Source organism: Xanthomonas graminis pv. graminis (assembly GCF_030168915.1).
In the GTDB taxonomy this organism is placed as follows: domain Bacteria; phylum Pseudomonadota; class Gammaproteobacteria; order Xanthomonadales; family Xanthomonadaceae; genus Xanthomonas_A; species Xanthomonas_A translucens.
This window is the reverse complement of sequence record NZ_CP076255.1, coordinates 4,534,001-4,555,485: the sequence shown is the minus strand read 5'-3', so window position 1 is coordinate 4,555,485 and position 21,485 is coordinate 4,534,001. Positions and strand designations below refer to the sequence as shown.

Below are 21,485 nucleotides of genomic sequence, written 5' to 3'. Positions count from 1 at the left end.
ATGCGCCGACTTGCGACCGCTCGGCAGATCCCTCAATACTTGGAGTTCGGGCGACGGAGCTTTGGACTCAGCTCGGGATGACGCCGGTGTTTGCGGTCGGGATGACGCAGGAGACTGCGCTCGGGACGACACTGGCGACCCTTGCCCATATTGGCTGTAGCCCTGCCTGAAAGACTCCATGTCAAAAGGATTCAGATTTCCCGGGTTCCGATAGTTTGTCCAGTCTGTCATTCCATACCTTGGTTAAAGTTTTTTTCGGGGCGTACAGTTGGAGACACGCCCCTCCTAGATCCATGAATAGAGCAGATCACCTAGGATTGTGGCGGCGATGGGTTACCGCCCAATGATTGCACGCGAAGAAAGGCGGATGAAAACGAAGCGGTTGGCCTAAAAATGACAGGCCGAGGTACATGATCCACACGACTAACTCCGATTCGGATATCCTCATGCAACCATGCCAAGGAAACCGATCTGGCTCGGTCGGCGGCGCAGCACTACCTGCAAAGCGAGTGATTTGAAACGCATTTCAGTCGCGCTCGGCGAAAGCCGCTCTCATTTGCGTGGCGCGCTTGACCTCGTCTCCGTGCAGGTAGATTGAGGTCGTGGACAGCGATGCGTGACGAAGGTTGTCGCGAACGCTCGTGAGTTCGGCACCCCGCGCCAACGAATGGCTCGCATGGCTGTGCCTCACCCAGTGAGGACTGGCACGCTGAAGCTTGTCTACCGTGGCCGGATTGTTCTCGCCGATCACGTCGGCGGCCGTGACGAAGAATCGTTTGACAACGTTCCACAGCCGGGCCGACGTGATGCCGGCTTCGCTGTCCTGCTCCAGTGCCCCGATCAGCGGTACGTTCGGATTCCACCGCACGGGCGTTGTCGGCAGCCGCCGTTGCGTGAGGTACCGGTTCAAGGCGCTCCAGGCCAGCGGTGGGAGTGCTACCTTGCCCGCCTTGCCGCCTTTGCCGGCGACGTGCAGCCAGTGATCGCTGCGCTCGTCGGTCTCGATCTGCCCCAACGTCGCGCCGACAAGCTCGCTGGCGCGCAGCCCGGTGCCGTAGGCCAGATCCAGCACGAAGCGCAGCCGCTGCGCAGCCGCCGCTTCCCAACCGTACGACCACTCCAGGCCATCGGCCACCGTGCGGATCAGGCTCCATTCGCTGTCCGAGAACACGCGCGCGGCCGCCGAAGGCACGTGCGCAGTTCCCCGAACCTTGATGCCGGCGAAAGGATTCGCGAGCACGTAGCGCTGCTGCATGAGCCACCGATACAGCGCGCCGAGGACGGTCAAGGCGTAGGCGGCCGAACGCGCCGACAGCCCGCCGGCAAAGGGTTTCCATTCGGGCGAGGATCGTGGCCGCGACGAGCCCACCCAGCGCGTGCGCGGCGCCGGGTGGCGCAAGAACGCCCGGTAAGCAACGGCGTCCTCGGTCGTCAGCGACGACAGCGCACGGCCGCGCTCGACGATCGCCCACAGGATCAGGCGCTCGGCCTCTTTTCGGTAGGCGCGCTGGGTGGCTTGCGATTCGTGCAGGGCCAGCCAGGCGTGCACGGCGTCGTAGTCGTTGTCCGCGCTCAGCGTGCACGTCGCGTGGGGAGCACGGAACGTCCCCTGCGATCCATCGACGTCACGCGGCACGACGATACGTTCCCACGGCACGAGGTCTTGCGGCGGATCGACGACGACCAAGGCTCGCGCGCGTTCTGTGAGCTGCGGATGCGCTGCAAAGAAGGCTTCGATCTGCCGAGCGCTAGCCGCCCCCACGCCTGGAATGGCAGTCCACCACCGTCGCCGCCGCGGGATGCGTACGGTCAGCGCCGCCAGCGTCTTGATACCATGCGCCTGCAGCGCCTTGGCGACGCGCGGTGGCAACCACTGCCCTACGTCGTCGCCGATCAGCGGCTCGGCCGCAGCCAACGTTGGCAGCAGTTCAATGGCCTTTGCGACAGTCCGGGCGTGCTTGAATCGCTCGGATTCCGGGTGACTGAACAATGCGGCGAGATCCGGTCGGTGAAACTGCAGCACATAGGTGGCCAATTGCCGGCGCACACGCCCGAGGATGCCGCGCGAAGAATCCCCGTCTACTTTGCGATGGCTCAGATACCGCGCGACCGCTTCGCGCGCGGAGAGTCCCTGGTACCAGGCCCGCACGGCCGCTAGCGCGTCCGCATCTGGCAGGCCGACCAGGCGGTCGGATGCGGTCGAGTCTGAGGGGTGGCGTGTTTTCACAAACGTCAGATTATGAAGTTGGCGATGGCCATTTGATAATAAGCCTTATCTCAATAGTTCGGCATAATCTCGCCCCTTGCCCGTCGCGCAGCCCGCGCATGGCGGACTGCTCCCAACAAGAATCGCCGCACTGGATCTCTCTCGAATGTCGTCGGCCGCCGACTCGCACCGCCTGTTCATCCTCACTCCGGAAGAAGTCCATGCCCTGTACGGCCTGCCGCGCTTGACCGACGACGAGCGACAACTGTATTTCGATCTCGGCCCGCGTGAACTCGAAGCGGTCCAGGCTCGCACGCCATCGGTGGGCGCCTACCTGGCACTCGAGCTGGGCTACTTCAAGGCCAAGTGCCAGTTCTTCGTGTTCGAGCCGGCTGAGGTGGCCGAGGATCTGCGCTACCTGCTGACGAAATACTTGGCCGCATACACGCTGGATTCGATCAAGCCGCCGTCGACAACGACGCGCACCGCGATCCAACGCCGGGTACTGGAGCTGGTCGGCTTTCGGCATTGCGACGCCGTAGCGCAGCAGGCCCTGCAGGACAAGGCCGCGCGCATCGCGATGCTGTCCACTCAGCCGACGTACATCCTTCGCGAGTCGCTGCAGTACCTAACCAACGAGCACATCGTCGCGCCGAAGTACACGACCCTGCAGGACATGATCGGCCGGGTGGTGACGCACGAACGCACCCGCGTCGCCGCGTTGCTCCAGAAATCCATGCCGGCCAAGGTCGCCCGGGCACTGGACGAGTTGCTCGCGGCCGATGAGCAGATCTACCGCATCAGCGCGCTCAAACGCGAGCCCAAGGACTTCAGCCACAAGGAGCTCAAGCAGGAGGTCGAGCGCCGGCAGCGGTTCCAGCCGTTGCACGATTTCGCGCGCACGTTCCTCGTCAAGGCCGCCTTGTCCAACGACAGCGTCAAGTACTACGCGTCGCTGGTGAAGTTCTATTCGGTCTACAAACTTCAGCAAATGCCGCGCGCCAGCGCCCGGCTCTATCTGCTGTGCTTCGCCTTCCATCGGTTCCGTCAGATCAGCGACAACCTGATCGAGTCCTTCGTGCACCTGGTCGAGCACTACGAACACCAGGCCAAGCTGGCGGCCGAGGAAGCGATGAACCAGGCCATGCTCAACGCCACCGAAAACCTGCACGCGGCAGGCGACGTGCTACGACTGTTCATCGACCCCTCCATCGCGACCGATGCCCGCTTCGCAGACGTGCAGACCAAGGCGTTTGGCCTTCTCGAGCGCGAGCAGTTCCCGACGGTGGCCGACCATCTGCGCAACATCGCCTTCGACAAGATCGCCTACCAGTGGAGTCAGTACACGCAGTTGTCCCGCACGTTCAAGCTCAATCTGCGACATTTGTTCTGCGAGCTGGATTTCGGCGGACGGGTGGAGGACGCTCCGCTGCTGCAGGCCGTGACCTTCTTGCAGAAGTTGCTGCGCGCGGGCCAGTCGCCGCGCGACGTCAAACCCGAGGCCTTTCCCCGGCATCTGATCCCAAAGCACCTGCGTCTGTACCTGTACCACGAGGGCAAGGTACGCGCGAACCGGCTCGATACCGACCGCTACGAGTTCCTGGCCTACCGGCTGCTGTGCCAGGCGCTGCAGGCCGGGGATGTCTTCGTGGAGCACAGCAACGAGTTCCGCCGCTTCGAGGATGACCTGATCAGCGACGAACGCTGGGCCCAGCGCGATGCCGTGCTTGCCGAGATCGGCGTACCACTGCTGCTGGCGCCGATCGAGGACACGCTCAGCACCTTTCGCGAGGCGGTGCGCACACGCTTTGTGGACGTGAACCGGCGGATTCTCGAAGCCACCAATGAGCACATCAAGATTCGCGGCCGCGGTGAAAAGCGCCGCTGGAGTCTGATCTATCCGACGGCCAAGGAGCCGGCCAACAGCCCCTTCTATGGCCAACTCCCGGGTATCGGCATCGCCGACTTACTTTGGTTCGTTGCCGGGGGCACCGGATTCCTCAACAGCTTCACCCACGTGCTCGAGCGCTACGTCAAGCAGGCGCCAGACGCCCGGCAGATCTTGGCCTGCGTCGTCGCGCTGGGCACCAACATGGGTCTGTTGAAAATGGCTGAGGTGTCGGGCATCAGCTTCGCATCGTTGCAGGGGACCGCGCGCAACTACCTGCGGCTGGAAACCTTGCGTGCGGCCAACGACGCCATCAGCAACGCCACCGCGAAGCTGCCGGTTTTCCATCTGTACAACATCGGCGACAAGCTGCACTCCAGCAGCGACGGTCAGCGCTTCGAAACGCAGATCAACACCTTCAATGCCCGGCATTCGCCGAAGTATTTCGGGCTACAAAAGGGCGTGAGCGCATGCACGCTGGTGGCCAACCATCTGCCGATCAATGCACGCATCATCGGCACGCAGGAACATGAAAGCCACTACGTGTTCGACCTACTGCACAACAACACCTCGGACATCAAGCCGGAGCGCCATTCCACGGACACGCATGGCACCAACCAGGTGAACTTCTGGACCCTGCGGGTCTACGGCTACGGGTTTGCACCGCGCTACCGCGACCTGTACAAGAAGGCGATGACGCTGGTGGGCTTCGATAGCCCGAGCTCCTACGGTGACGAGATGCTGATTCGGCCGTCCCGCAAAGTCAGCGAGGAGCTCATCATCAAGGAGTGGCCCAACATCCTGCGCATCATGGCGTCGCTGGCGCAGAAGGACGTGACGCAGGCCACCATCGTGCGCAAGCTCAGCAGCTACTTGCGGCAAAACCAGACCAAGCGTGCCTTGTGGGAGCTCGAAGACATTTGCCGAACGCTCTACATCCTCGACTTCATCGACGACGTGGACCTGAGGCAGGCCGTGCAGAAGGCGCTGAACCGAGGCGAGGCCTACCACCGGTTTCGCCGGGCGGTGGCCTACGTCAACGGCGGCGCGTTCCGCGTGAAGACCGAGGCCGAGCAGCAACTTTGGAACGAGTGCTCGCGGTTTATCGCCAATGCCGTGATCTTCTACAACACGGCCCTGCTGTCCAAGGTCTACGAACAGAAGTTGGCCGCAGGCGACCAGGCCGCCATCAACGCGTTGCGTGGCATCTCGCCCGTCGCCTGGCAGCACGTGAACCTGTTCGGCAACTTCGAGTTCAGCGATGCGCAAACGAAAGTCGACCTCGACGCCCTGGCTGCGCTCTTTGCCGAAGCGGCCTACTGGAGCCGAGCGTTCACGGAGGGACCGTCACAGGCCTAGCGCGGCAGATTTTCCATTTTAAATCAATCGCTTACAGCCGACTTTGATTTTTTGGGGGATCGACAGAAATAGCCTGCATCTGCCAGGCAGGGCGCTGCACGCTGACGCCAAGATGGTGTTGCAAACGCATGCCTGCATGGAAGGGTGACAGGAAAATCCCAGCGGTCGCCGCATGCCGGGCTATCCTAGCCACCCCTGCCGCTCTGGTATCCCACGATGACGACCGATGCGCCGCCTCCTCCCGTTCTCTCCGCCGTCGAGGCCCGTGCGCTCGGTTGCCTGATCGAAAAAGAGGCCACCACGCCGGATGCGTATCCGCTCACGGTCAATGCGACGGTGGTGGCGGCCAACCAGAAGACTTCGCGCGAGCCGGTGCTGTCGCTGAGTCCGGGCGATGTGCAGCATGCGCTGCGCCAGTTGGAAGGGTATGGGCTTGCGCGCCAGCAGTTCTCTTCGCGCGCGGTGCGCTACGAGCATCGCCTGGCGGCGGCGCTGGATCTGACCCAGCAGCAGGTGATCCTGATCGCGCTGTTGTTGCTGCGCGGTCCGCAGACGGCGAACGAGTTGCTGGCGCGAGCCGAGCGCATGGCGCGGTTCGCCGATGCCGAGGACGTGCGGCACCAACTGGAGCGTCTGGCGCAGCGCCAGTTGGCGGTGCAGTTGCCGCGCGCCAGCGGCCAGCGCGAGGAACGCTACATGCATCTGCTCGGCGGGCCGATCGATGCGGAGGCGCTGGCGGCCTCGTTCAAGTCGCGCCCGGCGGCGTCCGGCAACGACGAGCTGGAAGCGCGGGTGCAGGCGCTGGAGGCCGAGGTGGCAGAGCTGCGCGAGATCGTTGCCGGATTGCAGGCGCAGCGCGGTACGGCGTAGCGCCTTCGTGACGCAGGAGGCGGCAGCAGCAGGGGGCTGGCGTCGTCGCTAGCGTGCCTTGGGCTTCGGCATCATGGCCGCGCGCATCGACTCGCCGAAGCCGATGCGGCGAGTCTTCTGTCAACCGCTCGGGGACGCTGGGCGCGCGGATCATGCTGTCTCCCACCATCGTTAGCGCGTATTGCTGTCGTGCCGCCGGCAGCATCGATCCTCATTCGACTTCCATCTGCGCAATCAACATCAGCAGATCGGTCGCGCCCACTTCCGCGCCGGCCTGGCTGAGCAGGGTGGTGGCCTGGCCGCGGTGGTGGGTCTGGTGATTGAAGAAATGCAGCAGCACATCGCCGAAGCGCCGGCGATGGGCGTCGCCGCGGGTGTTGCGGTAGTGCAGCGTGATGTCCAGGTCCGCGGCGCTCACCTGCGTCATCCAGGTGGCGATGGTGGCGTCCAGCGTCTGGCGCTGGGTCAATAGCGCAGCCAGGGTCGTGGCCTGCAGTGCATCCAGCGCGGCGGGAATCGGAGCGGCGGCGATTGCGCTCAATGCCGGATACTGCGCCGGGTGCTTGGCGAAGCGCTGCAGCCAGATCGTGTCGGCCACCACCAGGTGGTTGAGCGTGCCCAGTAACGAGCCGAAGAACGCACCGCGCGGCTGCGCGACCGCCTGCTCCGGCAGCGTCGCCGCGGCGGCATACAGCTGCTCGTTCATCCACTGGTTGTAGCGCGCCAGCAACTGCAGCGATTCCAGAGCGTCCACTGCTCAAGCTCCTGGTCGTTCGTTCGAGGCGGACAGGTCGCGTGCGTACAGCGCGACCTCTTGCGCATCGGCGGCGACCCGCATGCGGCCTTGCGCGGCGAAGCCGAGCGCCTGCAGCAGCCGGATCGAGCGCGCGTTGTCCGGCGCCACGATCGCGCACAGGCGCGGCAGCGCCAGGGTCTCTCGCGCGTACGCCAGGACGGCGCGCGCGGCCTCGCCTGCATCGCCATGGCCTTGGGACGGCTGCAACAGCGCGTAGCCCAGGTCCGGGCAAGGCAGGGTGGGGGCGCATCACCAGGCCGGCCATGCCGAGCCTGGCGCCATCGTCGCGGCGCTCTACGGCATACAGGCCGAAGCCGTTCTGGGTGTAGCTGCGTACCGTGCCGTCAGCGAGGTAGTTGCGCGCCTGGGCTGCGTCGCGCACGCCGCGGTCGCCGATATGGGCCAGGAAGCCGGGGTCGTTGAGCAGCGCCAGCGTCGCCGCGGCGTCGCGCTCGGGTTCCAGCAGGCGCAGACGCAAGCGCGCGGTTTCGATCACGGCGGTCACGGGTCTTCCTGGCAGGGACGACGAGGCCCTCAGCGTGCCGCGGCCGCCACGGCTTGGCAAGCGCGCGCAGGCCCGCGCGCCAGTGCTGTCTGCCGCATCCCGCATCGCATGGACGTCCGCCATGCCGCATGGGCTGCGCAGACGCGTCACGATCGCACAGGTGTGGGCTTGCCGTGCGCTGAAGCGGCTCCGTGCTCATGGCGTCGGCGCCGTCGCGGCGGCCCGGGTCGACGTCTATCGGCTGGGCGCAGCGACGGCGCGTCCATCGGCGAGGTCACCCGGCAGCAGCCGGGCCACGGGTAGCGACCACAGGCCACGCCAGGCCATGGCGGCGTGGTCTGCTGCGGTCAGCGCCTGGTTCGGTCCGGGGAGGGAGACCATGTGTGGATTTCCGCCAGGACGCGTTCGCGATCGGCCTGCGCCTCCGGGCCGCCATCTCCATAGGGCTCGAGCTCGGGGCTTTGACTGCGGTCGTGCCGAGGCGACATATGAAGCGAGTACGGCAGCGGTTGCGGGTCGAGTTGTTGCGCATACGAGTGGTCGCTCCGTGCTGGCGATGTCGTGCTCGATGTTGCATCGCTTGGGCGCTTGCCGCGCGGAGAAGGCGGGCCGAACTGCGACGACCGCGCCATGGCCTGGCGCCCGATCGCCTGGGTACCGTCCAGCTGCAAGCGCTGCTGCAGGGCGCGACCGCCCGCTTCCAGCACTTCGGCGCCTTGCAGCTGGTCATAGAGACCATAACGGAACTGGATCTCCGCTTCGAACAGCTGGTGTGAGGTACCGGCATTGGTGGACAGGTTCACAAGCGGCAACCCTATCTGGTGACCGATCATGTTGGAGTCCGTATTGTGCACGGCGATCGCGGCAAGGCGGTACAGGTCCGGGGCGTTGCGGGTCTTGTCGAGTACGTTGCGCCAGTCCATCCCGGACGCTGTGGTCGAGATTCCCAGCATGTCGGCGTCCTGTTCCTGCGCCTTGGCAGCAAGCGCGTCGTTGATGACGGTCATGGCCTGCGGCCTCATCTCGAAGACGAAGCGAACCTGGTTGATGTAGGGAATGTCCTTGAAACGGCTCAATACTTCGTCCAGGCCGGTGATCTGCCGGCGCACATCGGCAAGGTCGCCCATCTTCGAACCCAGCCCCGAATGGCCGAGCGCATGGGTCACCACCTTGTCCAGCGATTCCCGCCCGAACATGTTCAGTTCCACGCGTGCGCCTGGAATCAGCCGGGCGCGGTGGCGTGCGGCAAGCGATTCTTCCTGCCGCAGCTCCTGCAGCATCTCCAACACGACTGCGCGCTTGGTTTCCGAGCGCGAGTGCCACAGCGAACCGGCCGCCTCCCGCGTGGCGCCCTGCGCCTGCGCAATCTGCAGTCGCAACGGTGCGCCCTCCAGCGCCCCTTGCGCTTCGATGGTGCGGGCAGGTTCGCCCTGGATGCGGTCGATCACGTGTTCGAGAAACGCGATGCGTTCGCTGGGCAGGGAGGGATAGTCCAGCGAATCCAGTTCGGCCGCGCCTTCGGGAAACGTCGCGCGCAGCAGGTCGGCCATGTGTTGCCAATTGGCAGGCGTGATCGGACTTGCCGCCTTGGCATCCAGCGTGCGCTTGTAGCTGGCGGTGCCGAGCACCGGCCCGTCGGGCGCGTCGCTCAATGCGGCGCTCAGCGGCAGCTGTACATCGCCGCACGCCACGCGAATGCCCCCCAGCTGCAGGCTGCCGACATTGGTCAACGCAGTGATGAGGTTACGGAAGACGGCACCGAACGCGGTGGACATTTGGCCGCCAGCGCTCAGGCCGAGATTGCCCTCCATGCTGAAATCGGCGCGTCCCTGAAACTCGAGGCCGATGATATCGGTCCAGGCGTGATCCAGATGCAGCTCCATTTCATTCCAGTGCACGCCGGCTCGCAAAGTGGCGCCGGTGGATAGGTTCCAGGAGTTGGAACTGCGCCCATTGGCTGCGCTCGCCGCCGGCGGATGTGCAGGATCGGGGGCCGGCTTCTGCGCGCCATACTGGCGGCTATCACTGACGCCCGCTTCCGGCATGCTCAGTGCAGTGCTGGCGTTGAAGTTGGTCTCGAACAGGTCCAGGCCGATCGCGCCTTCGTTCACGCCAGCGCGCAACAGTTTGCTGGTGTCCGGGTCATGCCGGTCGAACAGCAGCCGGGCGAATTCGGGGATCGTGGATGGAGAAAGGATGACTGCCGCGCCCACGCCATGCTGGTAGGCCCCGCCCAGGCTGAGGCTGGCGGAACCGCCCCAGCCGATCGAGGATTTTCTTCCCGACGCTTTGTTTTCGTAGAGGGGCAGGCTCACCACCACGGGATCGAGCTTGATCCTTGCGCTGGAGGTGGCGGAGAGGTTGCCCTTGGCATGGCGAACGAAGAATGCGACCAGTCCAGCGTCGCCGTCCTTCGAATCGCCGATGCGTTCGACCCCCAAGGCATGGATGGCTTCGCCGCCGGCGCCTACGTTGATCGGATTGATCTGGGCCCAGATCGGATACCCCAACGCGCCGCGCAACTCCGCCGCTTTCGACGCGACGGAGAAGAAGGTGCTGCGGTTGAAAAGATCCTGCAGCAGGTCGGTCATGCGCGAGGCCATCTCGTCAGGAGCCGCATCGGCTGGCAATCCCAGGCTCTTCAGCAATTGCAGCCGGCGCGCCGTGCCCGGCGTCGCGATTTGTTCGCGGAACGTGGCCACGACATCGTCGAACGCTTCCAGTTCCTGCCAGGACGACAGGCCTAGCTTGGACAGGCTGCGCAACGCGGACGCCTTCTGTCGCTCCTCGGCATGCTGTAGCGACGGCACGGTATCGGTGCGCAGCAGCGCGTCGTACTCGACCAGGCTGCCGAGCAAGCAGGCGGTCCGCAGCGCGTGGGGTGCCCCGCCGTTGCCGGTGGCCGGGTCCGGTTGAATCGCCGGTAGGCAGACACCCGCGGTCTTCAACTGGCCGCTGATCTGGCGCACTTCGAGCAAGAGTTCGGCCTCATGCGCGGACAGTGTCGCGGGCTGGTCCGCCGCCACCGCTGCCAGTGCCGCCAGGCTGCGATCCAGGGCCGGCAGCAGGTCGTCGCTGCGGCCCCCGCCGGCACGCCGGGCCGTGCTGGAGACGGTGGTCCGCGCGCTGCGCCAGCGTTCGGCGAGACGATAGCTGGCAGTGGACGTCGTCGCTGCCGCACTGCGGTCCTTCAACGCGGAGAAGTCGGGAGCAATCACGCGCTCGCGGATGCCGATCTTGCGCAGCTCGCGCAGCAAGGTGCCGAGTTCGGCCTCGCGCATGCGCAGCAGCTGATCGCGCTGCGCTGGCGAGAATGCGCAGTGTTCCGGCTGCACCGGCCCCACCGCGGCGGCGATGCGCGCCTCGGCCAAGTCCGGCAGTTGCTCGAACAGTTCGGTCGCACGGTTGGTCACCTGCTGGGCATCTCCACGAAACCGGCTCAGGCGCACCTGCTGTGCGGTTTGCGGCAGCGCGATACCCACCGACCGCGCCGTGGCGCGACCGGTGGCCACGGCGGCATCGCCCAGCATTCTGGCCATGCTGCTGGCCTGCGCCTTGGCCGTGTCGGCAAACACGCGCACGGTGGAGCGCGCGGTCAGCGGATCGCTGGAGGTGGCGCCCAGCAAGGTGCTGGTCACGGCGGCATCGTGATGCCGTGTGCTGATGCGGGTGGGCTGCCGTGCATTCAAGATGGCGTTGGTCCCGGACTGGGTGCCGTCGGCGGCAGGTTCCTCCGGCGCCGCTTCGGGCGCCACGCGCGACGCTTGGCGGGTGCCGTCGGCGGCCGTCATCGACGGCAACAACACATGCCACTTGTTCTCGATGAGCAGCTGTAGCTGCCCGCTTCGCGTGCTGCGCAGCGATAGCGGCGGCTCTGCCGATGGCAGCATCAACGCCACGTCGTGCCAGGTGTCATCGGCCACATGCCGCTTCAGCTGTGGGCCGACATTCTCGACGTGGTCGAGCACGTGCAGGCCGCCATCCAGTCCGATCGCGATCGCCATCGGACGCTGCAGCCCTTTCAGTTCACGCGCGGGCTGTCCCGGCGCGATGAGTTGCAAGGTATGGTTTTCGGACAGGGCCACCAGTGTCTGGTCGATGTCCACCGCCAACTGCTGCACCGGCTCGTCGAAGTCCGCCAGATGCACGGTGTCGACATGCACGTGATCGGGGACGACCGCCAGTGGTCCGCCGGAGGGCGTGCTGGGTGCGGGATTTGCGGGCAACCAGGTGGTGCGCCCGTTCAGTTTCAGTTCGACCAGTTGCCGTTTCCCTTCCAGCAGTGCAAAGGCCGAACGCCGGTCTATGAAACCGAACGGACTGGTCTGCAGAACATCCACTTCGGTCAACGGTGCGCCGCCGTCCCCGATCGGCCGCGTCCACGGTTGCCCGGGCGCCGCCTGATAGTGCAGAACGCCATCGATATGGCCCAGGCGCGCGTGCCCATCGAGCAGGACCGGCTCGCTCACCTCGCTGTCCGCTGGCGAGTGCAGGCCGTCGGTGCGGATCAGCAGCAGCGGCTGGTCGAGCAGGTACGCCGGGGAGAAGACGTCCTGCCCTGGCGGGCGCTGTAGCACCACACGGCGCCCTTGTTGGTGTTCCAGCAACAAATGCACGGTGTTGTCGGCGGCCAGCCCCATGCGGGTGACCACCCAACCGTCCTGGTGCTGCCTGCCTTCGGGCAACTCCAGCCGCTGTGCCTGGATGGAATCGCTACCGCTCAGATCGGCGTGGTAGACGCGCCCCTTGTCATCCAGGATCAGCGCCTCGTCACCGATCCCGCCGGGCAGCGGCAGCAGATCGACCGGCAGCGCCGGGCTGGGTTCGAATCCCGGGCCTGCGGTCCTGGGGCGCCACAGTTCCACTGTGCGCCTGGGCGTGTTCGTGGCATGCGATGTCAGACAGCCATCGTGCAACTCCAGCGGCACGCCATTGGCATCGACGCGGGTCACTCTGCCAGGAGGGATCTGCGCAATCGGCTGCATCGATGCCATTGCCGCGTGCGCGCGCCATAGCTGCCGGCCGTCGTGCACGTAAACCGCGCCGTCGGCTTGTCGGCCGATCATTTGCAGCGTCGGCGCATTGCGCATGCCGAGCGGACGCAGAGGCGTCCAGCGGCCATCCGCGCCGGCCAGGTGCAGATGGCCGGCGCGTTCGAGGAAGGCGCTGCCGTCCGCGTCCTGCCAGATGTCGGTCAGCATCCCGACCGGCGGCGCCGAGAGCTGGGCGGCGACGCGCTCGGCGCTCGGCGGCCCGCCGGCCATCGCCTCGAGCTGCGGATCCACCGTCAGTGCGGCGACCAGTAGGCCAGGATGCGACACGAAAAACGCTTCGTTGCGTGGCGCCAGCGGCGCGCGTGCGTCGGCGGCATAGCGCAGCAGCCGGCCGCCGTTGCCCAGGCTGGATTCGCCTTGCACGGGCGGACGACGCTTCAGCCACGCATCCATCGCACGCGCAAGCTCGCGGGTGTCGGGGGTGCCGGCCTGCACGCGTGCGCGCCGGCCGCCGGGCATGGCCTGGGTGCGCACGTGCAAAGGCGGCTCGCCGGCGCGCACGGGCGATGTGCGGCTGGGCCGGGCCGTGAGCAGGGCCGCAGGCAGGGATTCGGCCGGAGCGCTCGGTCCAGCGCCGTCGTCACCGGCTGGTTGCTGCGCCTGCGTCACCGGAGACTGGGGAGCAGGCGTGCTTGCGAAAAGCATATTTAATTTAGTCATTTTCTCAACACCGGGTCATGCAACCGGACAAGCAACCAACTCAAATGCCTGGCGAACCTTGATTTTCATCGCGTGGATCTCAAGGGGCGAATGAGGTGAGTCCGGCTACGAAATGGAATGCCGTCGACGGGACGTGCGCATTGGGGGTTTCGCCCGCAGGCGCTCATGATCGCGCGCGTTCTTTTGCGCGGCATCGGCCCGGCGCACCGTGCTGGCGCGTGAAAGGTCGCAGACCCCGGCGAAAGGCCTGCTGCTGCCGATCCCCCCATCGATGCCGCGCGCTGCGACGCCCGAACGCATCCCTCAGAGACGCACTCTTCAAGCAATACGCTTTTGCGGATGTCGCTGCGGCTGTGGCCGAATCCGGCGGATGCGCTTGCCGATGCGGCCTAAGTCAGGTGGTGGTGCGATCGGCGCTTCCAGGGCTGGTGCGATGCGCCTGCCTGGCTTGGTGATGCGTCAGTATCGGCCGATCGGCAGGGCAAGTGTTTTTTGCAGGATTCGTCTGCCTTGCATACCGTCCGCCTTGAGTATCTGGATGCGTTTTCCAGCATATCCGCTACGACCATAAAACTTGATTGGATATGAAGGGTATGGAATCTGGTGCGAATAAATTTCCAGATCGTGCAGGAAGATTAACGCACCGGAATGGCAGTGCATGGGGGATGCGCGAAAATGTGCGGCTGTGGACGAACCGATCGAGATCGGGACGCGCCACAGAATTGTTTCATAAAAAACAATTCGGACATTCCTTGCTGGCGCCATACAGCGCATATGCAGCATGCAGTTTCGGTAGCGGTGGGCCGCGCGTGTCCGCTACGCTGAATGCGTCCGCCCCCCCAGGTAGGCGCCGCACACGCGTCGTCTCCCATTGGCCAGGACCGCGCCGGCGGTCTCGCCATGGCAGGGCGTCCGCCTTGCCGTCGGGCAAGCAGGATGCAGCGGCAGCCAGGCCGCCCGGCGCCCAGCGACGAGGTTGCGGGACCCAACGCGGCAGTGTCGCGATCCGGCGCGGACAAGCGCGGGTATGCAGTCACGGTCACGGTGGACAAGGTTGGCCGTGCAGGGAGGCCGGGCGCTGTCGGGTTGCGATGGAGGCGCCGCCGCCGCGCTCTGGCTGCGTTCGCTGCGCGGCGGTCGCGCAGCAGCGCGAACGCCGCTCGGTCATGCGCTGCGTGGGCCAACGCCATGCCGGACGGCCCGCGACATGAGCAGCAGATGCGGCGCTGGATCGCCTGTGCGAACGCCCGGTTAACAGCTTCACGCCATGTGTCGGTATTCTGGCGCCCATGCGATCGATCCTCCGCCTCTCCCTTCTCGTGTCCTTGCTGTCGCTGGTCGGCCTTGCCCAGGCCAGCGGCACCATCGAAAAAGTCCAGATACAAGGCCTGGACAAAGACGACGATGCGGCGATGATCGAGAACATCCAGGTCTCGCTGTCGCTGTACCAGGCCATCGGCAAGGTACAGGGCGAGTCGCGCCTGGAGTACCTGCTGAGCCAGGCCGAGCGGCAGACCCGGCAGGCGCTGGAACCGTTCGGCTACTACACCCCGACCATCACCGTCGAAGCGCCGCGCAAGGACGAAACGCTCACCGTGACCGTGCACGTGGACAAGGGCGAGCCGGTGCGGGTGCGTACCTTCCACGTCGGCATCACCGGGCCGGCCGAGGACGATCGCTACCTGGGCGAGGACCTGCGCAACTTCCGTCCCAAGACCGGCGAGGTCTTCGACCACACCACCTACGAGACCAGCAAGGTCACCATCACCCGGCGCCTGGCCGAGCGCGGCTATTTCGATGCCGACTTCACCCAGCGCAAGGTCGAGGTCACCCGTGCCGAACACGCCGCCGACATCGACCTGAGCTGGGACAGCGGCCGCCGCTACAACATGGGCGCGATCCGCTTCCACCAGGACTATTTCAACCAGACGCTGTTCGATCCGCTGGTCTACTGGGACGAGGGCAGCTACTACCACGAAGGCAAGCTCGACCGGCTGCGCGAGTCGCTGGTCAAGCTCGACTATTTCAGCACCGTCGACATCCAGCCCAAGCCCGAGGAGGCCGACGCCGACGGCAACGTGCCGGTGGACGTGAACCTGACCCGCGCCAAGCGCAGCATCTACACCAGCGGCATCAGCTACGGCAGCGAGAGCGGCGCCGGCGTGCGCCTGGGCGTGGACCGGCGCTACGTCAACGCGCGCGGGCACAAGCTCAGCACCCAGCTGGACTACGCGCAGAAGCGCAAGAGCCTGATCACCAGCTACCGGGTGCCGGCGTTCCGCTGGCTCGACGGCTGGTACACGGCCTCGCTGCGTGCCTACGACGAGCAGACCGACTACATCGACCTGCGCAACCTCAAGCTCACCGGCAGCCGCAGCGGCGAGATCAACGAACACTGGACCGCGATCGCCTCGCTCAATGCGCTGCGCGAGCGCTGGCGCTACGCCACCGGCGAGGTGTTCGACGGCGCGCTGTACCAGTACTCCACGCTGGTCTATCCGCAGATCGAGGCCGACTACGTGGGCGTGGACGACAAGGTATTCCCGCGCAAGGGCTTCAGCGGCAACCTCAGCCTGCGCGCCGGCGCGCAGGGGCTGGGTTCGGACGCCAGCTTCACCCAGGCGCACATGCGCCTGAACTGGTTCCAGGGCCTGGGCGACGCCAGCCGCCTGATCCTGCGCGGCGAAGCCGGCAGCACCTGGACCAATGCGCTGGTGGCGATGCCGCCGAGCCTGCGTTTCTTCGCCGGCGGCGACAACAGCATCCGCGGCTATGCGTTCCGCGAGGTCGGCCCGCGCACCGCCAAGCCGGACCGCTTCGCACTCGGCGCCAAGCACCTGCTCACCGGCAGCGCCGAATACGAGCATTACTTCAAGGGCGGGCCGTGGGGCGGCGCGGTCTTCGTCGATAGCGGCAGCGCCTTCGACGACACCCCCGACTGGCATACCGGCGTTGGCTTCGGCGTGCGCTGGCGTTCGCCGGTGGGACCGGTGCGGGTGGACATCGCGCATGGCCTGAACGATCCGGACTCGCAGTTCCAGCTCTATCTCAACATCGGAGCCAACCTGTGAGCGCGACCGGCCCGGCCACGCCCGCGCCGCCGCCGCGGCGCCCGCGCTTCTACCGGCGCAAGCGCTTCTGGTGGGGCTCGGCCCTGACCGTCGCCGGGCTGGGTTTGCTGGCCTTGCTGGCGCTGTACTGGCTGCTGCAGACCGTGGCCGGGCGCGACGTGCTGCTGGCGCAGATCGTGGCGCGGCTGCCGGCCGGTTCTTCGTTGACCTGGGAGCGCGCCGAAGGCCCGCTGGCCGGCCCGCTGACCCTGTACAACCTGGATTTCCGCTACGACCAGATCCACTTCACCGCCGAGCGCGCCTACCTGGATCCGGACATCCGCCCGCTGCTCGGGCGCAAGCTGCAACTCGACACGCTGCAGCTGCAGAACGCCACGCTCAACCTGGCCAAGAGCGACGAACCGTTCGAACTGCCGAGCTGGCCGCAGTCGCTGCCGCAGATCGAAGTGCCGCTGGCGCTGCAGGCCGATCGCATCCTGATCGATGGCCTGCGCATCATCCAGGCGCAGCAGCCGATGATCGCTATCCACACGCTGCGTGGCGGCATCGAAGTGGCCAATGGGGAATTCCGTTCGAAGCAGTTGGTGGTGACCAGCGACCGCGGCGATTTCCGCGTCGATGGCCACTACGTGCCGGCGCAGGACTACAAGACCGATCTCACCGCCACGGCGGTGTTGCCGGCCGCGCGCGGACGCACCCCGGCGCGGCTGGGCCTGGTCGCGCGCGGCAACCTGGACAAGATGGAAGTGGCGATCGCCGGCAACGCGCCGGCGCCGCTGCGCGCCACGCTGGTGTTCAGCGGGCGCACCGATCCCACCTGGCAATTCGCTGCCAGCAGCAAGGCGCTGGACCCATCGTTGTTCGTGCCGCCCGGCGATGCCGCGGCGACCAGCAGCGAACCGATTGCGTTCGACCTGAGCGCCTCAGGCAAGGGCGGCGACGCCAAGTTGCAGGGCCAGCTCGCGTACGGCGCGCAGAAGTTGACCCTGGACCCGTCCAACGTGCATCTGGACAATCAGGTACTCACCGTCGCGCCGCTGCAACTGCGCGCCTTCGACGGCCAGGCGCGGTTGCGCGGCACGGCCGACTTCCGCGATCCGGACAACGCCACGTTCCGCTTCTCGGTCAATGCCAGTGGCCTGAATTTCGCCACCACGCCGGATCCGTCCACGCCGGATGCGCCGGCCGTGCCGATCAAACTGGTCGAGGCCAACCTCGGCCTGGCCGGTACGCTGAAACAGTGGGCCACCTACGGCGAGGCCACCGTCGCGCGCGGCAAGGACAGCGCCGAACTGCATCTCGACGTACGCGGCAACGACCAACGCGCGCAGCTGGCGCAGGTGCAGGCGAAGATGCCTACCGGCACGCTCGACCTCGGCGGCGAAGTGGCGTGGGTGCCGGAACTGAGCTGGGATCTGAACGCCAAGCTGGCCGGCTTCGATCCCGGCTATTTCGCGCCGGGCTGGGACGGCAACCTGTCCGGCCAGTTCGCCTCCAAGGGCAAGCAGCTGCCGGCGCATGCCGATGGCAGCGCCGCCGGCTACCAGGCCAGCCTCGACGTGCCGCGCTTGAACGGCAAGCTGCGCAGCCGCCCGCTCGATGCCACAGGCAAGTTCGCGCTGCAGGGCAAGCAGGGCGAAGGCAAGCTGCAACTGGCACTGGGCGACAGCCGCGTGCAGGCGCAGGGCAAGGTCGGCGACCAGCTCGACATCGATGCGCAACTGCAGCCGCTGCAACTGGCCGACCTGCTGCCCGGCGCCACCGGCAGCCTGCGCGGCAGCGTGCAGGTCAAGGGCCGCCGCGATGCGCCCGACCTCACCGCCGACCTCACCGGCAACGGCCTGAAGTGGGACAGCTACGGCGCCGATAGCGTCAGCCTGCGCGGGCGCCTGCCGTGGCGTGGCAGCGGCGGCGAACTGGCGCTGCGCGGCAGCGCGATCAGCGCCGGCGTGGTGCTCGAGACCTTGCGCGTGGACGCGCGCGGCGCGGTGGAAAACCTGCAGCTCGATGCCGACACCCACAACGCCATGGGCGCGCTCGCCTTCGCCGGCCAGCTGCGCCGCGACGGCGCGCGCTGGCAGGGCGGCCTGAACACGCTGCGGGTGGCGCCGGCCAAGGGCGAGCCGTGGCAACTGCGGCAACCGGCCACGTTCGCCATCGCCGGCAGCGCCTTCACGCTTTCCGACACCTGCCTCGGCGCAACCGGCGGCGGTGCGCTGTGCGTAGCCGCCGACTGGCCCAGGCAGGGCATGACCCTGCGCGGCGACGCGCTGCCGCTGTCGCTGGTGCAACCGTGGCTACCGCCCAACAGCGGCCGCAAGATGTACCTGCGCGGCGAACTCACCCTCGACGGCAGCTTCAAGCCGGCCGGCAATGCCTGGCAGGGATCGCTGCGGCTGGCCTCGCGCGAAGGCGGCCTGCGCCTGGGCGACAACGCACGCGGCGAACTGGTGCGCTACGACCAATTCAGTTTCGTCACCGATTTCACCGCCCAGCACATCCACTCCAAGCTCGGCGTCGGCTTCCAGGGCGACGGCTTCATCGACGCCACCGTGGACACCGGCTGGGACGCGTACGCGCCGCTCACCGGCGAGATCTACATGAACATGTCGCGGCTCTACTGGATGGAGTTGTTCTCGCCGGACCTGGTGCGGCCCAAGGGCCTGGTCGAAGGCCACGTCAGCCTGCGCGGCACGCGCTCGCAACCGTCGATGGGCGGCGACGCCACGCTCAGCAACTTCACCGGCGAACTGCCCGCGCTGGGCCTGACCCTGAGCGAAGGCAAAGGCCGCTTCGATGCCCAGCCGGACGGCTCGGCGCGCATCGTCGCCTCGATCAAATCCGGCGAAGGCACGCTCAACGTCGACGGCGGCCTGTCCTGGTACGGCGACACCACGCCGCTGCAATTGAATATCCGCGGCACCAATGTATTGGTGTCCAATACCGCCGAACTGCGCGCGGTGGCCAACCCCGACCTGCAGTTCGGCATCGCCAACAAGACCATGACATTGAACGGCCAGGTCACCGTGCCATCGGCGGACATCGATCTGGAGCGGCTGGACCGCGGCACCTCGGTGTCCGAGGACGTGGTGGTGCTGGACCCGGCCGACCCGGAAGAAGCGCCGAGCTCGCCGCTGGAAATGGACCTGCGCGTGGTGCTCGGCGACCAGGTCAAGATGGCCGGCTTCGGCCTGAAGGGCGCGCTGACCGGCGCCATGCAGGTGCGCTCGCGCCAGGGCCGCGAGATGACCGCCACCGGCGGCCTGGACGTCAGCGGCCAGTACAAGGCCTACGGCCAGGACCTGACCATCACCCGCGGCCAACTGACCTGGAGCAACAACATCGTCTCCGACCCGCGCATCAACATCCGCGCGCAACGCCAGGTCGGCGACGTCACCGCCGGCATCGACGTCACCGGCCGCGCCACCGCCCCGCGCGCCGACGTGTGGTCGGACCCGTCGATGTCGCAATCCGAAGCGATGTCGTACCTGGTGCTGGGCCGCAGCCTCAGCAACGCCAGCAGCGACGAAGCCGACCAGGTCACCGCCGCGGCCAGCGCGCTATCGGCGGGCAGCGGCCTCCTCGCCTCGCAACTCGGCGCCAGGCTCGGCTTCGACGACGCCGGCGTCAGCCAGTCGCGCACCCTCGGCGGCTCGGTGGTCGGCTTCGGCAAATATCTGTCGCCGAAACTCTACGTCAGCTATGGGGTGTCGTTGGTTGGCAGCGGTTCTGTCTTGACATTGAAATACCTGCTCGGCCGCGGCTTCGACGCGGAGGTGGAATCGAGCACGGTGGAGAATCGTGGGTCGGTGAATTGGCGGAAGGAGAAGTAAGTAGGGTTTCCCGAAAGCGTCATCGTGCGGGCGCTAAAATCTGCTTGACAGGCGCACGTGCGGTCCATCACGGTTAGGCCGTGAAAGCCTTGCTGCGCAAGCATGCCGTAGGCCTATCTTGCAGTCCTGATTAGCGCTGTGTCTCAGCTGGTGATGCTGCCTTGGTTTAGAAATGCAGGTTCTTCAGTGAGATACGGCGATGACGCTCAATCGGATCCAGTTCCAAAAGGGGCTTTCGATTCCGGCTTTTCTGAGCCGCTACGGCTCCGAGGCGCAATGTGTCGAGGCCTTGGTTCAGGCCAGGTGGCCCAATGGCTTCGTGTGTCCGCAGTGCGGACACACGCATGCCAGTGGCTTTGAGCGGGGACGCCAGCACCTGTGGCAGTGCGCGCGCTGCCGGGTACAGACCAGCTTGACCGCCGGCACGCCCATGGCAGACACCAAGCTTCCCTTGCGGGTGTGGTGGCTGGCCATCTATCTGGTGAGCCAAGCCAAGAACGGAATTGCTGCGCTGGAACTGGCTCGGCAACTGGGCGTGTGCTATCGCACTGCATGGCGGATCAAGCACAAAGTGATGTCGGCGATGGCCGATCGTGAGCAGTCACGCCGGCTCGACGGAGAGGTCCAGATCGATGATGCCTATCTGGGCGGCGAACGCGCCGGTGGTCCAGGCCAACCGCAGTGGCGCAATAAAGTGCCGTTTATTGCAGCGGTTTCCCTGCATCAAGGGCGCCCGCGCTATCTCCGCCTGGATGTGGTCTCCAGCTTCCGAAGAAGCGTCGTGCACACGTGGGCTCAGCAGGCACTGGCACCGGGCACCCATGTCGTCAGTGATGGGCTGACAGCGTTCACCGGTGTGGGCTGGGCAGGCCTGACCCACGATGCCATCGTGACCGGAAGCGGCCGCAAAGGCGTCCAGCAGCCTCGTCTGCGTTGGGTCAATACGATCCTGGGCAATCTCAAAACGGCGCTTAGCGGCACCCACCATGCGGTGGACTTCCCCAAATACGGCGCGCGCTACCTGCATGCGCATGCCTACCGCTTCAATCGCCGCTTCAACCTGGCCGCCATGGTGCCGCGCCTGGCCAGTGCCCTGGCCGGCGCGGGAAGGCTCACAGAGCAGCAACTGCGTACGACAGCTGAGACACAGCGCTAATCAGGTCTTGCAGTGGGGGTTGCTCGATCCAGGAAGCATCGCGGCTGTTCGGATGTAGGGGGCCATCCGCATGGGTTCGGATCGAAG

9 protein-coding genes and 1 pseudogene are annotated in these 21,485 nt (G+C 66.2%); 5 read left to right on the top strand and 5 right to left on the bottom strand.

Annotation, left to right across the window (positions count from 1 at the left end; all coding sequences use genetic code 11):
• Positions 1 to 526: 526 nt before the first annotated feature.
• Positions 527 to 2,227: a site-specific integrase gene (locus KHF85_RS19765; RefSeq protein WP_009602003.1), complete on the bottom strand. Its 1,701-nt coding sequence runs from the start codon at positions 2,225 to 2,227 to the stop codon at positions 527 to 529.
• A gap of 145 nt (positions 2,228 to 2,372) precedes the next feature.
• Between KHF85_RS19765 and KHF85_RS19760 the strand changes: the two genes are divergently transcribed.
• Positions 2,373 to 5,453 (top strand): Tn3 family transposase, encoded by a 3,081-nt coding sequence (locus KHF85_RS19760; RefSeq protein ID WP_009602002.1) that lies wholly within the window; start codon positions 2,373 to 2,375, stop codon positions 5,451 to 5,453.
• A gap of 216 nt (positions 5,454 to 5,669) precedes the next feature.
• A complete protein-coding gene (locus tag KHF85_RS19755; RefSeq protein WP_284567975.1) occupies positions 5,670 to 6,323 on the top strand; it encodes a YceH family protein in 654 nt (217 codons plus the stop codon).
• Between the two features lie 211 nt (positions 6,324 to 6,534).
• Here KHF85_RS19755 and KHF85_RS19750 read toward each other — a convergent pair whose 3' ends face one another.
• From KHF85_RS19750 to KHF85_RS19735, 4 genes and pseudogenes are all read right to left on the bottom strand, one after another.
• Entirely contained in the window at positions 6,535 to 7,077 is a 543-nt protein-coding gene (locus tag KHF85_RS19750; RefSeq protein ID WP_284567974.1) for a DinB family protein, read from the bottom strand.
• A 3-nt stretch (positions 7,078 to 7,080) separates the two neighbouring features.
• Positions 7,081 to 7,624: pseudogene (locus tag KHF85_RS19745) on the bottom strand (GNAT family N-acetyltransferase).
• A 347-nt stretch (positions 7,625 to 7,971) separates the two neighbouring features.
• Complete coding sequence (locus KHF85_RS19740) at positions 7,972 to 13,059, bottom strand: transducer protein car (RefSeq protein ID WP_409976719.1); 5,088 nt, start codon at positions 13,057 to 13,059, stop codon at positions 7,972 to 7,974.
• A gap of 738 nt (positions 13,060 to 13,797) precedes the next feature.
• Positions 13,798 to 14,121: a hypothetical protein gene (locus KHF85_RS19735; protein WP_284567972.1), complete on the bottom strand. Its 324-nt coding sequence runs from the start codon at positions 14,119 to 14,121 to the stop codon at positions 13,798 to 13,800.
• Between the two features lie 506 nt (positions 14,122 to 14,627).
• Between KHF85_RS19735 and KHF85_RS19730 the strand changes: the two genes are divergently transcribed.
• The 3 genes from KHF85_RS19730 to KHF85_RS19720 all read left to right on the top strand — a co-directional run bounded on the left by KHF85_RS19730 (position 14,628) and on the right by KHF85_RS19720 (position 21,398).
• Complete coding sequence (locus tag KHF85_RS19730) at positions 14,628 to 16,409, top strand: autotransporter assembly complex protein TamA (RefSeq protein ID WP_284567971.1); 1,782 nt, start codon at positions 14,628 to 14,630, stop codon at positions 16,407 to 16,409.
• Positions 16,406 to 20,242: a translocation/assembly module TamB domain-containing protein gene (locus KHF85_RS19725; protein ID WP_284567970.1), complete on the top strand. Its 3,837-nt coding sequence runs from the start codon at positions 16,406 to 16,408 to the stop codon at positions 20,240 to 20,242. The genes KHF85_RS19730 and KHF85_RS19725 overlap by 4 nt, the downstream gene beginning before the upstream one ends.
• Before the next feature lie 199 nt (positions 20,243 to 20,441).
• Positions 20,442 to 21,398, top strand: coding sequence for an IS1595 family transposase (locus KHF85_RS19720; RefSeq protein WP_284566649.1), 957 nt, complete (start codon positions 20,442 to 20,444; stop codon positions 21,396 to 21,398).
• Positions 21,399 to 21,485 lie beyond the last annotated feature (87 nt).

Coding starts and splice junctions, on each gene's coding strand:
- KHF85_RS19760 (WP_009602002.1), top strand. CDS start 2,373: ATGTCGTCGGCCGCCGACTCGCACCGCCTGTTCATCCTCACTCCGGAA.
- KHF85_RS19755 (WP_284567975.1), top strand. CDS start 5,670: ATGACGACCGATGCGCCGCCTCCTCCCGTTCTCTCCGCCGTCGAGGCC.
- KHF85_RS19735 (WP_284567972.1), bottom strand. CDS start 14,121: ATGCTGCATATGCGCTGTATGGCGCCAGCAAGGAATGTCCGAATTGTT.
- KHF85_RS19730 (WP_284567971.1), top strand. CDS start 14,628: ATGCGATCGATCCTCCGCCTCTCCCTTCTCGTGTCCTTGCTGTCGCTG.
- KHF85_RS19720 (WP_284566649.1), top strand. CDS start 20,442: ATGACGCTCAATCGGATCCAGTTCCAAAAGGGGCTTTCGATTCCGGCT.